The organism is Gemmatimonadota bacterium, from assembly GCA_009835325.1.
In the GTDB taxonomy this organism is placed as follows: Bacteria; JAAXHH01; JAAXHH01; order JAAXHH01; family JAAXHH01; genus JAAXHH01.
Genome location: VXWP01000084.1, coordinates 1 through 15640, shown reverse-complemented (window position 1 = coordinate 15640; position 15640 = coordinate 1). Strand labels below are relative to the sequence as shown.

The following is a 15640-nucleotide window of genomic DNA, read 5'->3' as shown; positions in this document are numbered from 1 at the left end:
ATGCGCGGGTCGATCGTACCGGTGGTTACACCCTTCAAGAACGGTTCGCTGGACCTGGACGGCCTGGCCGGCCTGGTCGAGTGGCAGATCCGGAGCGGGTCCCATGGCGTGTCGGTGCAGGGGACGACGGGCGAACCGGGTTCGCTGTCCCTCGAAGAGCGGAAGGAAGTGATCCGCGCCGCGGCCGCGGCGGTGGACGGCAGGGTGCCCTTCGTGCCCGGCAGCGCATCCACCCACCACGAGGAGTCCGTCGAGCTTTCCCGCTTCGCCCAGGCGAACGGCGCCGACGCCCTGCTCTTCATCGCGCCGTACTACAGCCGGCCGGGCCAGGAAGGGATCTTCCGCCATTTCGACGCGCTTGCCAAATGCGTGGACCTGCCGGTCATCCTGTACAACATCCCCGGTCGCACGGCCGTCAACATCGAGATCGACACCGTGGCGCGGCTGAAGGAGGCCAACGACAATCTCATCGGCGTCAAGGAGTCGAACAAGGATTTCGAGCACATCAACCGGCTCCTGCACCGCATGGGCCGGGACTTTCTCGTGTACTCGGGGATCGAACTGCTCTGCTATCCCATTCTGGCCATCGGCGGGGCGGGGTTCGTGAGTGCCACGGGCAACCTGATGCCGGCGGAAGTGGCGCGGCTGTACAACCTGGTCCAGGAGGGCAAGTGGCTGGAGGCGCGCGAACTCCATTACCACATGATGACGCTCAACGACGCCGTGTTCATGGAGATCAATCCCGTGCCGGTCAAGACGGCCCTGGGCATGATGGGCAAAATCAGTCCCGAGGTCCGGCTGCCCCTGGCCCCATTGTCGGAACCGAACCGTGAGAAGCTGCGCGGGATCCTGGCGGACTACGGGCTGATCGGCTAGCCGGTCACGTATATGTCGAATACTCCCTACCGACTGCATTACAACGAGAACCCGCTGGGTCCGTCCCCGTTGGTGATGGATCGGATCAAGGCTCACCTGGCCGGTCTCAGCCTCTATCCGCCCAGGGACGATGAAGCGCTGAGAAACCGCCTCGCGGCGTTCTACGGCAGGGGCGTGACGCCCGCCCACTTGTTCACGACCTACAGCGGCTCCGAAGCCCTGGACCTCATCGCCCGGGTCTTCCTGGCGCCCGGCGACGAGGTGATTGTTTGCGGGCCCACGTTCCACGTATACGAACGGACCGCGGCGTGGCAGGGCGCGAAGGTCATCGACGTACCCCTGGACGGCGAGGATTTCAGCGTCCGGAGCGACGCGGTCATGGAGGCGGTGACAACGCGGACGCGCCTGGTCTACCTGGGCAATCCCAACAACCCGACGGGTTCCATCGTTACCCGGGACGACATGGACCGGCTTCACGAGGGCCTGCCCGGCAGCGTGACCCTGGTTTCCGACGAGGTGTACCACCAGTTCGTGACCCGTCCGGACTATCCGGATTCGCCCGCTGATGCCGTAGCCGGGCGCAACGTGATCGTCCTCCACTCCTTCTCGAAGGTCTACGGGCTGGCCGGCCTTCGCGTCGGCGTGGTCATATCCCGTACCGACATCGTCGAACGCCTGGCGGGACTTCGCCGGACCTTTCACCTGGGTTCGCTCGAGATGGAGGCGGCCGCCGCGGCCATCGGGGACCAGGACCACGTCGCGCAATCCGTGGCGCTGGCGGAGCAGGGCAAGAAAACGCTCTACGCGGCCTTCGAACGGCTGGGGGTCGCCTGCTGGCCAAGCGAAGGCAACTTCGTGCTTTTCCAAACGCCGATTCCGGCCGACGAGCTCGCGGCGCGCATGGCCGACCGGGACATACTCGTGGGATCGGGCAGCCGTTTCGGCCTGGCGCACAGCATCCGGGTCAGCATCGGGCTTCCGGCGGCGAACGCGGCCTTCGTTTCGGCGCTGGAGGGCATCCTGATCGACCACAGGCAGACCGTGACGACAGACGGTCGCTGACTTTCGAGGGAACCGCATGTCGCAAACCGCATTGATCGAACGGGCCGAACGGGTCTTCGTGGGCGGAGGGAACGGGGAGTTCCGCCTTCCGCCCGAAGCCAACCTGGTCGTAACCCGCGGAGAAGGCGTAACGATCCACGACACCGCGGGAAAGACGTACATCGACTTTCTCCTGGGGTCCGGCCCCATGATCCTGGGCCACGCCCATCCCGAAGTGGTGGAGGCGGTGACCCGCCAGGTTGCGCGCGGGACGACCTTCATGGCCCTCAACGAACCGGCGATCGAACTGGCCGAACGGGTGGCCGACGCCTCGCCCTGCGGGGAGAAGGTCCGCCTGGTGATCACCGGGTCCGAATCGATGCAGTTCGCCCTGCGGACCGCCCGGGCCTATACGGGCCGCGACCGTTGCCTGCGTTTCGAGGGAGGCTGGCACGGCGTGAGCGATGCGGCGCTGCACGGGGCGCGGACGTTGCATCCCGGCGCCTATCCCGGCACGTTGCCGGACGGCGGCGGCATACCCCGGAGCTGGTCGGCGGACATGCTCGCGGTACCCTTCAACGACGTGGAGCGGGCTACCGATATCGTGGAACGCCACCACGGGGAACTCGCCGCGATCGTCATCGAGCCCCTCCAGCGGTGCATCCTGCCCCGGCCGGGCTTCTTCGAGGCGATGCGGGCGCTGTGCGACCGGTACGGCATCGTCCTCATCTTCGACGAGATCGTCACGGGCTTCCGCATGGCATGGGGCGGGGCGCAGGAACGCTACGGCGTGACCGCCGACCTGGCGGCCTACGGAAAGACGATCAGCGGCGGCTATCCCCTGGCCGCCCTATGCGGACGGGCCGATGTGATGGACGTCATGAACGGCTGGCGCCCGGCGGACGATCCGAAGCGGGTCATCGCCTCCGGCACCTTCAACGGCTATCCCGTGGGCGCCGTGGCCGGGCTGGCCACCCTCGACGTGCTGGGACGTCCCGGGACCTACGAGCGGCTCTTCGCCATGGGCGACCGCATCACCCGGGAGATCACGGCCATGGGCGAGCGCCATTCGATCCCCCTGCTCGTCGGCGGCGAAGGCCCCGTGCTCCAGGTGCTGTTCACCGGGGAGCGGGAGATCGTCGATTACGGGTCCATGTTCCGCGCCGACAAGGAGAAGGCCTTCGTCTTCGGCGTCGAGATGATCAAGCGGGGGCTCTTCGTCAGTCCCTACGAGAAGATCTACCTGTCCCTCGTGCACACGGACGGTCACATCGACCGGCTCCTGGAGTCGGCGGAAGAGGTGCTGCGGGACGTAATCGCGAAAATGGATTGAACAGAAGGAGCAAAGCCATGAAAAACGTCCTCCTCCTGGGCGCCTCCGGCAATATCGCGCCGTTCATCATCCCCGGCCTGGAACAACACTACAACCTGCGCCTGGCCGATATCCGCCCCCATCCCGGCGGAAAGCCCATCATGCACGTGGACATGGGCGACTACGGACAGGTGCTGGAAGCGGCCCGCGGCATGGACGCGATCATGAACTGGACCGTGGTCCGGCAAGACCCGGTGGCGAGTTTCGCCGTGTCCGTCCGGGGCGCCTGGCACGTGATGAAGGCGGCGGCGGAGCTCGGTATCGAGAAGGTCCTGCACACGGGTCCGGAGATCATCATCCCCGGCTACCTCCACGACCACGACATCGGCGACGTGCCCCAGGCACCGGGAACAGCTTACTATATGCTGACCAAGCACCTTGCGATGGAGATCTGCAAGATATACGCCCGCAAGTACCGGATACACACCGTGTGCTACCAGTTCAACGGACTGGGTCCGATGCCCGAAGAGCAGGTCAGGAACGCCGACCATCCACCCTTCACCATCGTCTACGACGACCTGGTGGAGGCCTGCCGGCTGGCGCTGGAGATCGAGGAGGTGCCGGACTTCTTCCAGGCCTTCAACATGGGCAGCTACCTGCAGCAGGGCAAGTACACCATCGACAAGGCCCGGCGCATCCTCGGCTACGAACCCCGTACCAACCCCCAGCGGTTCTACCGCCGGCCGGTGGTTGCGGAGTAAAGAACATGCAATCGGCATCTTTGATCACCAGGGTGGCCACCCACCGATCGGGTGTACTGTTCCCCGGCATTGCCGCTTTTTTATGGATAACCGTGGCCCTGGGCTGCGCATCGGAGCCGGATCCGTCGGCGTCCACCACTGATCCGGATGGCCGCGGCGGGGACGTTACTGCCGGGGCCGTCGCCACGTCCAACACCGCCACTGCCGCCGGGGCCGCCGCCGACTCGCCCACTGCGGCCGTCGTCGACTCGGTCTGGACGCCGCCGCGGCCCCGCTCCGTCCATGAGCGGCAGCGGGAGCGTGCTCGCATGGTCGAGGTGATCCTGGACAAGTCGCCCATGGTCACGGACGGGGCCGTAATCCGGGCCATGATGGACGCCCCCCGCCACGTGTTCGTCCACGAGCAGACGCGGCGCATCGCCTATGACGATACGCCCCTTGCCATCGGGCTCGGGCAGACCATCTCCCAGCCCTACATCGTGGCGTACATGACTGAGCTGCTCGAAATCGGTCCGGCCTCGAAGGTGCTGGAGATCGGCACCGGTTCGGGCTACCAGGCCGCCGTGCTCGCCCACATCACGCCCCACGTGTATACCATGGAGATCATCGAACCCCTGCTGGACCGGGCCCGAGGACTGCTCGCCGAGGAGGGGTATGACGCCGTTCAGACGCGCCACGGCGACGGTTACTACGGCTGGCCGGAGGCGGGGCCCTATGACGCCATCATCGTCACCTGCGCGGCCGGGCATCTGCCGCCGCTCCTGTGGTCCCAGCTCAAGCCCGGCGGCCGGATCGTCATTCCCATCGGCGAGATGACGGGTGTGCAGCGGCTCGTCGTCGTCCGCAAGACGGCGGACGGAGAGCGGACCTCCCGCACCGTGATGCCCGTTCGCTTCGTGCCCATGACCGGCCGGGTCGCACAGTGACGTCGCGAACCGAAAACGCCGTTACGCCCGAGCGTTTTCCGGCGGGCTATCTCGTACGGACCGCCGGCCTGGTCTCCTGCGGCGTCATCGCCTTCGAAATCGGGCTCATACGCGTCCTGCAGTACGCTAGCTGGTACCATTTCGCCTTCCTCGTCATCACCATCGCGCTCCTCGGCTTCGGCATGAGCGGCGCCATCCTGTCGCTCTGGCGCGGTTACCTCCTGCGGCACCGGCACACGGCCCTTCCGATACTGGTCCTGCTCACGGCCGTCTCCATCCCCCTCATGCTCCAGGCCGCGCAGCTCCTGCCCGTGACCGGCCGTTTCCTGCCCGGCCTGATCGTGGGGCAGCTCGCCTGGTGGGCAGGATACTGGGCCCTGCTGACCGTCCCCTTCGCCCTGGGCGCCACCGCCGTCGGACTGGCGCTGATGTCCGCCGGGGAGCGGCTGACCGCGGTGTACGCGTCGAACCTCATCGGCAGCGCGTCCGGCGCGGTCGGGGTGACAATCGTCATGTACTTCGTGGATCCCGCATGGCTGGGCTACGTGACCGGGGCCGTGGTCCTGGCTGCTGCATACCGCGGCGACCGGAGGTCCTCGAGCAACGGACTGGTTTCCTCGAGTGTGCCGGCCGTGCTGGCTGTGCTGGCCGTGCTGGCCATGCTGACCGGCGCGCTGCTGGCACTGTTTTATCCTCCTTTCATCCGCGTAGACGACGACAAGTACCTGGCCTATGTGGACCGTCTCGAAGAGGACGGGCAGGCCGAGCAACTGGCCCGCGCAGTCGGCCCAACGGGGGTCGTGGAGGCCTTCGGCAGCGATGCCTTTCACGACATGGCCTTCATGACCGACGAGCGCGTGCCGCCGTCCATGGCTTCGATCGTCGTGGACGGTCATCGCGCCGGCTCCCTGTTGCGCATCGAACGGCCGGAACAGGCGGAGGCGCTGGACGGCACGCTCATGGCCCTGCCCTATGGCCTGGTCCCCTCCAATCCCAGGGTACTGCTGCTGGACGAGGTCGGCGGCGGCAATATCTGGCTGGCCCGGCGGCACGGCGCGGCAGCGGTAGACGTCGTGCAGTCGAACCGGGTGCTGTCGGATCTCCTGGCCGGTCCCCTGGAGGACGAAGGCGGCATGGTGTTCAACCTGCCGGGCGTCGCGCTTCATCCGGTGGAACCCCGGGCCTTCCTCGAAGGAACGCGGGGTTCCTTCGACCTCATCCAGTTGGCGGGCATGGAGTCCTGGTCGGCAGCCGCGGGCGGCCTGGAAGGGCTGAACCAGGATCACCTCATGACAGTTGAAGGCGTCGCGGCCGCCCTGCGGCGGTTGTCACCGGACGGCATCCTCCACGTGTCCCGCGGGATACAGCTGCTGCCCAGGGACAACGCGAAGATCGCGGCAACGGTCATTGCCGCCCTCGAACTGGCTGGAATCGCCCGGCCCGGCGTGCACATCGCCATGGTCCGGGATTTCCTGGGCGTCTGCACCATGGTCCGGCCAAGACCCTGGCGGGTAGGGGAGATTCGCCGGCTGCGGGACCGGGCCGCGGAGCGGAACCTGACCCCGGTGTACTTCCGGGGGATAACGGCCGGCGAACTGAACCGTCCCGATGAACTCCCCGGACCGCCGGGTGAAGACGGTGACTACCTGTACCACGTGATGCGCAGCCTGTTGTCCGGGGACCCCGGCGAAACCGACCGGTTCTTCGACGAGTGGCCCTTCGAAGTCCGGCCGGCCACCGACGACCGCCCCTTCTTCGGCAATTTCGGCAAGCTCGGCGCCCTGCCCGATTTCCGGAGAGCCTATGGAGCGGGATGGCTGCTGCGATCGGAACTGGCCTTTCTCTTCGTCCTGTCCACCGCCTTCATCGTTACGTGCGCGGGTCTGGTACTGATGCTGTTGCCCTTCGTTTTCCGCGCCGACATCCGAAGGGCGTCCGGACGGTCGATCGCCGCGGCGTACTTTCTGGCCATTGGGTTGGCCTACCTGGTGCTGGAAATAGCCTTTCTGTCGGGCATCCAGCGGCTGCTGGGCGATCCCGTGATCGGCGGCGCGGCCACCGTGGGAGGCTTTCTGCTTTGCTCGGGCCTGGGCAGCCTGGCGGCGGATCGCATTACCGCGCTGCCCGGCGTTTCGCTGGGCAGGCTGGCCCTGGTGCCGGCGGTCCTGGCCATACCCGTATTCACGGGCCTGATCCTCCTCGCGCTGTTCGGAGGCGCCTGGCCGCCGGGAGTCCGTCTCGCCGCGGTACTGGTGCTCATCTCGCCCCTGGCCTTCGCCATGGGGCTGCCCTTCCCCCTGGGGCTGCGCTGGTTCGGGGCGCGGTCCGCCGCGCTCGTGCCCTGGGCCTGGGGCGTGAACGGCTGCGCTTCCGTCCTGGCCTCGCCGCTGGCCATGATCATCGCCATGCAGTGGGGATTCTTGCTCACGGTAACGGCGGCGGCGGCCTGCTATGTCGTCGCGGCGTGCGCGGCGATGTGGAGTGCCGGGCGGCCCGGCCTTGCGTAAATGCTGGATCGGTTCTCTTATTGGTCGAATCATCCAGCTGAATTCTAGCAAATAACATCGGGAGACGTACCCTTCCATGCAACGAACCGAGGACGGAGGCTGCCGGTTTTCCGCAACGGACCTGGTCAACTACCTGGGCTGCCGCCACGCGACCTATCTCGATATTCGAAGCCTGGAGGAAGACCTCGAGAAGGCGGAATCCAATGAGACTATGGCGTTGTTGCAGCGCAAGGGCCTGGAGCACGAGAAAGCCTACCTGGAACGGCTGCGGACCGAAGGCCGGGACATTGTCGAAATAGATCGTGACCGATCGCTTCAGGACCGGGTGGCCGCGACCCGGTCGGCCATGGAAAGGGGCGTGGACGTCATCTTCCAGGCAGTGCTCCACCGGAAGCCCTGGCGCGGCGACGCCGATTTCCTGGTCCGTTGTCCCCGGCCGTCCGCGCTTGGAGATTTCAGTTACGAGGTACTGGATACCAAGCTCGCCAGAAAGGCAGCGCCGAAACACCTCATTCAACTCTGCGTATACACCGACCTGCTGGAAGGAATGCAGGAACTGCGGGCCGAATACATGTATCTGCTGCAGGGAGACGGGAAGAAAGCGTGTTTCAGGGTGGATGATTTCTACTACTACTATGCCCTGGCGCGCCGGCGCTTCGAGGCGTGGATCGCGGGTCCTCCCTCCGATACGAATCCCGATCCCTGCGCACATTGCACGTACTGCCACTGGCGCGACCTCTGCGCCCGTCGCTGGGAAGAGGACGACCATCTGTCCCGCGTCGCAAACATCCGCAAGACCCAGATCGCCGCACTGAGAAACGCCGGCATCAACACGCTGTCCGATCTGGCCAAACTGGATGCCGACCGGCAGATTACCGATACAAGTCAGGAGGGACTCGGGCGGCTTCGCGCCCAGGCCGCATTGCAGTACGAAAAGGCGAAGACGGGAAATGACGCGTGGGAACGACTCGTCTTCGATGCAGGGAAGGGACTGTCGCGGCTGCCCAGGCCGGACCGGGGCGACCTGTTCTTCGACATGGAAGGCGATCCGCTGTATCCCAACGGCCTGGAATACCTCTTCGGCGTGGTCGCCGTGACGGATGACCAGCCGGCCTTCAAGGCCTTCTGGGCCCATGACCACGTGGAGGAGAAGAAGGCCTTCGAGGATTTCATGGCCTTTCTGGACGTACACCTGAGGCAGTATCCCTCGGCCTATATCTACCACTACAACCACTACGAGACCACGGCCCTGAAACGGCTGGCGGGCCGCTACGGGACCTGCGAGGAACAACTCGACAACCTGCTGCGGCGGAATCGGTTCGTCGACCTCTACCTGGTCGTGCGGGAGAGCATCCGGACCTCCGAGCCGCGTTACTCGCTGAAGAACCTCGAGACCTTTTACATGAAACGGAGCGGGGAGGTGGCGACGGCCGAAGAGAGTGTCGTCGTATACAACCGCTGGCAGGAGGCTGGCGATGACGATCTCCTGCGGCAAATCGCCGAGTACAACAAAGAAGACTGCGTTTCAACGTGGAAGTTGCGCGACTGGCTGGTGTCGCTCCGTCCGGCCCACACGTCCTGGTTCGCCGGGCACGATAGCGGCGGAGACGAAAGCGGCGGAGACGAAAGCGGCGGAGAGGCCGCTGCAGCAACATCTGCGACGCCCGGGCGCAAGGACTGGGAGATCGAGTACGAGGAATACCAGCGCAGGTTGGGCGTTTTCGAGGAGGACCCACCGGCGGACGGCCGGCGCGTCGCGGACCTGTTGGAATTCCACAACCGGGAGGCCAAACCTGAATGGTGGGCCGCCTTTGAACGCCGCGACAAGACGACGGACGAACTCATCGAGGACGTGGAGTGTCTGGGGGGATTGGAAAAGTCGGGGGAGCCACCCGTCCAGGACAAGAGATCGATGGTATACACATTCCGGTTCCCGCCCCAGGACTTCAAGCTCAAGACCGGCGACCAGGTCTCGGATGCGCAGACCATGGACAGAGCCGGCACGATCCAGGAAATCAACGAATCAAAAGGGATCGTCCGGGTCAGGCAGGGACCGAGCGTGCAGCCGTTGCCCGCGGGTTCTTCGATCGGCCCCGGAGGACCGGTGGACGCGAAGGTCATCCGGGCGGGGATCTACCGCCATGCGGATCGATTCATCCGGGACGCGAAGACCCCGCGTGCCGCCACCGATCTGCTTCGCCGGGCGGTCCCGCGGATCAAGGGACGCCCCCCGGGTGCGCCGATCGTCGAGCCCGGCCGCGAAGGGATTGACGGTTATCTGGATGCCGTGGCGCATCTCGACGACAGCTATCTCTTCATCCAGGGACCGCCCGGTGCCGGCAAAACCTACACGAGTGGTCATCTCATCGTCGCGCTGATCGAGAGAGGGCACAAAGTCGGCATTACGTCCAATGCGCACCAGGCCATCCACAACCTGTTGGATATGGTCGTCGAAGTTGCGCGGGACCGGGGCGTGTCGTTCCGGGGTATCAAGAAGAGCAGCGGGGGCAACCCGGACAGCGTTTTCAAAGGAGATTTCGTAACGAATGTCGACAAAATAGGGGACATCAGAAGCGACGCGGACCTCTACGCCGGGACGGCGTGGCTGTTTTCCGACCCAAGTCTCGTCGACCGCCTGGACTACCTCTTCATCGACGAAGCGGGACAGGTGTCGACCGCCAACGTCGTGGGCATGTCCTCGTCGACCGAGAACATCGTCCTGGTGGGTGACCAGATGCAGCTGGGGCAACCTATGAAAGGCACTCATCCGGGCGAGGCCGGCATGTCGGTCCTGGAATACCTTCTGCAGGGCCGGGATACCATACCGCCCGACCGCGGGATCTTCCTGGGGACGACCTGGCGCCTCAAGCCGAGTATCTGCCGGTTCGTTTCCGATGCCTTCTACGACGGAAGGCTGGCGAATCATGCCGAAACCACCCGTCGCAGGCTGTTGCTGGAAAAAACGGAACTTCCCGAAGAGGGCATCGTCATGATCGCGGCGGATCACGGGGGATGCTCCCAGAAAAACGAGGCGGAGGGGAAAATCGTCAGGGCCTGCTACGAAGAACTGCTGGGGCAGTCCTTCGCGGACGGCCGAGGCGGGACCCGATCGCTGACCAAGGCGGACATCCTGGTGGTCTCGCCCTACAACGTGCAAGTCAACCACCTGCGGTCGGCTCTGCCCGATGGCGCACGGGTTGGCACAGTAGACAAGTTCCAGGGGCAGGAGGCGCCCGTGGTGCTCGTCTCCATGGTGACGTCCACGGCCGAGGACCTGCCCAGGCACATGGAGTTCCTGTACAGCCGGAACCGGCTCAACGTGGCTGTCTCCCGGGCGCAGTGCCTGGCCATCGTCGTCCTCAATCCGCGGCTGCTGGAGGCCCCGTGCCGGACGGTGGAACAGATGCGTCTGGTCAATGTGTTCTGCCGGCTGGAGCAATACGCCTACGGGCTGGATTGACGACCGCTTAGCGCACCCGGCCGATGACGGCGGTCTGGTCGTCGAATTGTTCCACGCCGTGGGAGAAGTCGCGGACGGAGGCGAGGACCCGCTCCAGAATCTCCTCGCTGGTCCGGTCGCGGTTCCGCGAAAGGACCCGGCGGAGACGCGCTTCCCCGAAGTCCTCTTCCTCCCGGTTGAGCGCATCCGTGATGCCATCGGTATAGACCGCGAAGAGATCCCCCGGATCGACGCTGACCGAGGAATCTTCGTATTCCGCCTCCGGAAATAACCCGATCGGGTAACCGCCGCTCTCGAGCAGCGCCACATTGTCGCTGCCGTTGCGCAGCAGCAGGGGTGGATTGTGGCCGGCGCAGCAGTAATTGAGCCGGGACGTCTCCACGTGGTAACTGCAGATGAACACCGTGGCGAATCGATCCGGCGCCGTGCTGTGGCACAGGTAGACGTTGAGGCGGGACATCAGCCTGGACAGCCGGTCCGGGCTTCCTTCCAGCGCGGGATCCAGCGCCTGGGACCGCAGCGACGCCTGCAGACCGGCCATCATGAGCGCCGCCGATATGCCCTTGCCCGAGATGTCGCCGACCACGATATCCAGCATCCGGTCCCGGTGTTCGATGAAGTCGTAGTAGTCGCCGCTGACCGTGCGGGCGGGGATCCAGGCGCCGGCCAGTTCAAGGGGACCCCGCTGCGGCGGCACGTTGGGTATGAAACGGGCCTGCACCTCCCGGGCCATGGAAAGTTCCGTTTCGATCCGTTCCTTTTCTCTTTCTTCATCCATCAGCATCTCGATGCTCCGTGCCATGGTGTTGAAGGAACGGCCAAGTTCGCCCAGCTGATCCCGCGCCTTTTCTTCCACGCGGAAGTCCGTCCTGCCGGCGCGGATGGCTTCCGTGCCCTCGTACAGCCCGCGCACCGCCGTGGTAATCCTCCGCGAAACGAGCAGCCCGATCATGAACGAGATCAGCTCGAAGCCTACGAATACCGCGCACAGGACGATGACGACGAAAAACAGCGGAGGGAATCCAGATAGCAGCATGTCACCGGTAACGGTCGCTTCGAAAATGTGCGCCGGATCGAGATCCAGGCCCAGGATCGCCACGTTCCGCGCCCCCGAATTCCAGGACCTGACGGAGAATGAAGCGGCCCACGGCACGTGAAGCGCCCCCAGGAGCGGCAACCGCGACCTCTCCACTTCCGAAGGTGGAGATTCATAGACGATGACCTCTTCGAAATCGACCGGTCCCGACCGAAACGCGACCTGCGTGCCCAGTTCTTCCCATATCTTCGTCCGGTAATCATCCCCCAGCGGCTTGTAGGAGAGGACGTACAGGTTCCGTCCGCGGATTTCGATCGCGGTGCCGGCGCGGAAGGACAGCGCGGAGAGGCCGTCGGACAGGCTGTCGAATACGACTTCGGCGAAATGGTCTTCCCGGAGCAGCCAGTCCGGGAGGGGTTCGGGCGTATCGAAGGGGGCGGAAGCAAGCACCGGGCGGCCATCCTCGAACACACTGATCGACAGGCCAGTAAGGTCCGGATTGTCCCGCAGGATCTCGTCCACGATCCCGGCGAAAGGCTGTCCGTCCTCCGAAGCCGTCCTCAGCAGGGTCAGTTGCATATCGACCGGTATATGATCGAGCCGGTCGACGGTCTCTTCGATATGACGGGTGACCAGGTTGGTCCCCAGGGTCCCGATCCAGAGCCATCCGACGAGTATGCTGATCGAAGAGGCGATACACAGGGGCGCGATGCCGGCGAAGAGGAAAACGACGATGATGCGATTCCGGACTTTCCACAGCAAATGGTCCCGCAGCCACGAAAAGGCCTTCCACGTGTAGTAGAAAATACCGGCGGCCAGGAGGGCGATCGCCGGCCAGCCGAGCCAGGTGACCACACCCTGCCACGTGCCCAGGACCAGGAAGACCCCGGCCGCCGTGACCAGTCCCGCGTAGATACAGCGCTTCGTCCAGGTATCCGGGGCCAGCCGCTTCAGCGTCCGCAAAACGGCGTGCCTGAATCGTACGGCCATGCGTGCAGCTGTGCGTGCAGCGCGCTTCATGAAAGGGTACTCCAGGGGGTTGGGCAAGCCGTCAGTGCCGGTCCACCCGGGGCTCGATGGGCAGTGCGCGGAATTCCTGGATCAGGCCGGCCAGTTCCTCCGAGGCCGCACGGTAGAGTTCCTCGCCCTTCTCCACGGTGGCGACGGTGGCATCGCCGATGACGCCGGAGTCGGAGATCCGGGACCACTGGTCCATCATGCGCAGGGGAGAGGCGCCCTTGCCGCGGATCCAGCCGCGCCAGTAGTACTTGGACACGGGGATCTTCACCTCCCGCACCGCCTTGTCCATCTGGATCGCGTCGTCGTTGAGGTAGCGGTAGACCGAGGTCTCGATCTCGTCGGCGTGGGACTGGAGTTCGGAGTCGCCGATTTCCCAGAGTTTCGACTGCGCCACGCTCCACCAGTTAAGCGTCCCGCAGTGGGCGTCCGTCTCGATGACCGTCCGGCGCGAGGCCGTCTCCAGGATGGTGGCGTTGGAACCGTGGCCGTTGACGATGAGGATCTTCCGGAAGCCGTGGTGGGCCACGCTCCGGGTGATGTCCACGACGAAGTCCTGCAGGTGGTCGTCCCGCACGGTGATCGTCCCGGGGAAGTCCATGTGATGGTCCTCGAACCCGTAGGGCAGGGCCGGCAGGATCAGCACTTCGTCCGGGATGAGCTTCGCGGCGCCTTCGCACACGCTGCTCACCAGGAACGTGTCCACGTCCAGGGGCATGTGGTAGCCGTGGTCCTCCGTGGACCCGACGGGCAGGATGACGGCGGGCTGGTCCTCGACTTTCTCCTTCAGTTCGACCCAGGTGTAGTGATCGTAGCGGTAGGGGAGGCGTGGACCCTTCATGGGTGCTCCTTTGGCGGTGCGGCGTCGTGCTGGCGGTGCGGCGTCGTGCACAGTTTTACATGCGCGGCATCACTTCGCGGACGAAGAGGTCCATGCTGCGGAGCCAGGAATCCTTGTCGTCCCAGTCGTACCCCATGAGGATCAGCGTGCCGAAATCGCCGGTCTCCTCCCGCAACAGGTCCAGCCGCCGGACGACCTCGTCCACGTCGCCGTGGATGATCTGTTCCGTCATCAGGTAGTCCAGGTTGCATTCCGAATCGGGCATGTCCGGGTCCCGCTTGAGCATCTTCCGGCCCAGCCCCTGGTCGAAGAGGCCGCCGAGGTATTCGAAGCCCCGTCCCAGGGAATTGTTGCGTACTTTCCGCGCCGCTTCCTCCTTGCTGTCCGCGAGGAAGATGCTGCGGGAGACGCGCCAGTCCTTGCGGTCCGGCGTACGTCCGGCTTCAAGGGCCGCCTGCTCGTACACCCGCCAGTTGTCGGCCACGACGTTGCCCGGGGATATGTTCGCGCTGATGGGAAACCAGCCCTTCTCGCCCGCGAGCTTCATGGTGGAGGAGTTCATGCTCATCCCCGGGGCGCATATGGGCGGATGGGGCTGCTGCAGGGGCTTGTGGATGTAGCCGATCAGCGTGTCGCGGTCCACGTTTTCTTCCAGGTCGATCTCCCAGAAGCGGCCTTTCAGGTGATAGGGCGGGTCCTGGCTCCAGATCTGCAGGATCATCTCGGCCGATTCGGCGGCCATGGCGCTGTTGAGTTTAGGATCGATCTTGTAAAGCTCCAGGTCCGTCGTCACGCTGCCAGGGCCGAAGCACAGGTTCAGCCGCCCGTGGGAGAGCTGGTCCATGAAGGCCAGCCGGCTGGCCACGTGGGCGGGGTGGTGATAGGGCAGGCAGGTGGGCGCGGTACCGAGCCGGATGGAGTGGGTCATGGCCAGGGCCTTGCCGATGAAGGCCTCGGGCAGGACGATGTTCTCGTACTTCATGGTGTGGTGCTCGCCGATCCAGAACTCGGTGAATCCCAGTTCCTCGCAGCGCACGATGAGCTCAAGGTCCTCGTCGTGGCACTGCGCCGCAGGTTTGACCGGGTCGTGGAAGGGCATGATGAACATGCCGTAGTTCATATTGGGCTCCGAAATGTGGTATTGATTCTCGTTGTGTCTACATTGTATACACTAGCCCGCGGTAAATGCTTCGCTCGCGGTATACACTTCACCCGTGGAATACACTAACACGAGGTATACACTGGACCGCGTACATCCCTACCGCGCACATCCCCGCAAAAGCCGCCCGGCAAACTCAGGCGTAGCCCAGCGACCGGTTGAACCGAGGCATGACTTCTTTCGCGAACAGTTCCAGGCTGTTGATCCAGGCCTCCCGGTCGTCCCAGTCGTGGGCGGTCATGATGAATGTGCCGAATTCGCCCGTCTCCTCCATCATGCGGTGCAGCTGCCGCACGCACTCATCGGGGTCGCCGGCGATGACCTGCTCGTCCATCATGTAGTCCAGGGTGCATTCGGAGTCGGGCATGTCCAGGTCCCGTTTCCAGAACGCCCGTCCCGGTCCGAGGTCCGTGAGCTTCATGATGTAATCCAGGCATTTGCCCAGGGAATTGTTCCGCGCCCTTTCGCGGGCTTCCTTTGTCGTCTCCGCCACGAAGATGTTGCGGGAGATCTTCCACTTGCGCCGGTCCGGCTCCTGTCCGGCGGATTGCGCGCCATTTGCGTAGGTCTCCCAGTGGTTCGCCAGCACGTTCGCGGCGACCATGTGGTGACTGAAGGGAGAATAGCCCTTCTGGCCCGCGATGCGGGTCCCGGCCGAATCTCGCATGATCACGGGCACGGACAGGGGCGGGTGGGGTTTCTGC

General features: G+C 64.8%; 11 protein-coding genes. 7 read left to right on the top strand and 4 right to left on the bottom strand.

What is annotated here, in order from left to right; all coding sequences use genetic code 11:
• The 7 genes from F4Z81_11480 (at position 1) to F4Z81_11450 (ending at position 10883) form a co-directional block, all read left to right on the top strand.
• Positions 1 to 876, top strand: a complete 876-nt coding sequence (locus tag F4Z81_11480; GenBank protein MXW05677.1) for a 4-hydroxy-tetrahydrodipicolinate synthase — start codon at positions 1 to 3, stop codon at positions 874 to 876.
• 12 nt (positions 877 to 888) lie between these two features.
• Positions 889 to 1938 (top strand): aminotransferase class I/II-fold pyridoxal phosphate-dependent enzyme, encoded by a 1050-nt coding sequence (locus tag F4Z81_11475; GenBank protein ID MXW05676.1) that lies wholly within the window; start codon positions 889 to 891, stop codon positions 1936 to 1938.
• Between the two features lie 16 nt (positions 1939 to 1954).
• Positions 1955 to 3250 (top strand): aspartate aminotransferase family protein, encoded by a 1296-nt coding sequence (locus F4Z81_11470; GenBank protein MXW05675.1) that lies wholly within the window; start codon positions 1955 to 1957, stop codon positions 3248 to 3250.
• 17 nt (positions 3251 to 3267) lie between these two features.
• On the top strand, positions 3268 to 3990 hold the full coding sequence (locus F4Z81_11465; protein ID MXW05674.1) for an NAD(P)-dependent oxidoreductase: 723 nt from the start codon (positions 3268 to 3270) through the stop codon (positions 3988 to 3990).
• A 5-nt stretch (positions 3991 to 3995) separates the two neighbouring features.
• Positions 3996 to 4916 (top strand): protein-L-isoaspartate(D-aspartate) O-methyltransferase, encoded by a 921-nt coding sequence (locus F4Z81_11460; GenBank protein MXW05673.1) that lies wholly within the window; start codon positions 3996 to 3998, stop codon positions 4914 to 4916.
• Positions 4913 to 7423, top strand: a complete 2511-nt coding sequence (locus F4Z81_11455) for a hypothetical protein (protein MXW05672.1) — start codon at positions 4913 to 4915, stop codon at positions 7421 to 7423. The genes F4Z81_11460 and F4Z81_11455 overlap by 4 nt, the downstream gene beginning before the upstream one ends.
• Positions 7424 to 7499: 76 nt before the next feature.
• Positions 7500 to 10883, top strand: coding sequence for a TM0106 family RecB-like putative nuclease (locus F4Z81_11450; GenBank protein ID MXW05671.1), 3384 nt, complete (start codon positions 7500 to 7502; stop codon positions 10881 to 10883).
• Positions 10884 to 10890: 7 nt separating this feature from the next.
• On the opposite strand, the gene F4Z81_11445 is transcribed toward F4Z81_11450, so the two are convergent.
• From F4Z81_11445 to F4Z81_11430, 4 genes are all read right to left on the bottom strand, one after another.
• Entirely contained in the window at positions 10891 to 12939 is a 2049-nt protein-coding gene (locus tag F4Z81_11445; GenBank protein ID MXW05670.1) for a SpoIIE family protein phosphatase, read from the bottom strand.
• A gap of 31 nt (positions 12940 to 12970) precedes the next feature.
• Positions 12971 to 13777: a creatininase family protein gene (locus F4Z81_11440; protein ID MXW05669.1), complete on the bottom strand. Its 807-nt coding sequence runs from the start codon at positions 13775 to 13777 to the stop codon at positions 12971 to 12973.
• A 55-nt stretch (positions 13778 to 13832) separates the two neighbouring features.
• The gene (locus tag F4Z81_11435) at positions 13833 to 14897 is read right to left on the bottom strand and encodes an LLM class flavin-dependent oxidoreductase (protein MXW05668.1); all 1065 of its coding nucleotides are present in this window, start codon (positions 14895 to 14897) and stop codon (positions 13833 to 13835) included.
• A 175-nt stretch (positions 14898 to 15072) separates the two neighbouring features.
• Positions 15073 to 15640: LLM class flavin-dependent oxidoreductase (locus F4Z81_11430; GenBank protein ID MXW05667.1), on the bottom strand; the 568-nt coding region annotated here is incomplete at its 5' end.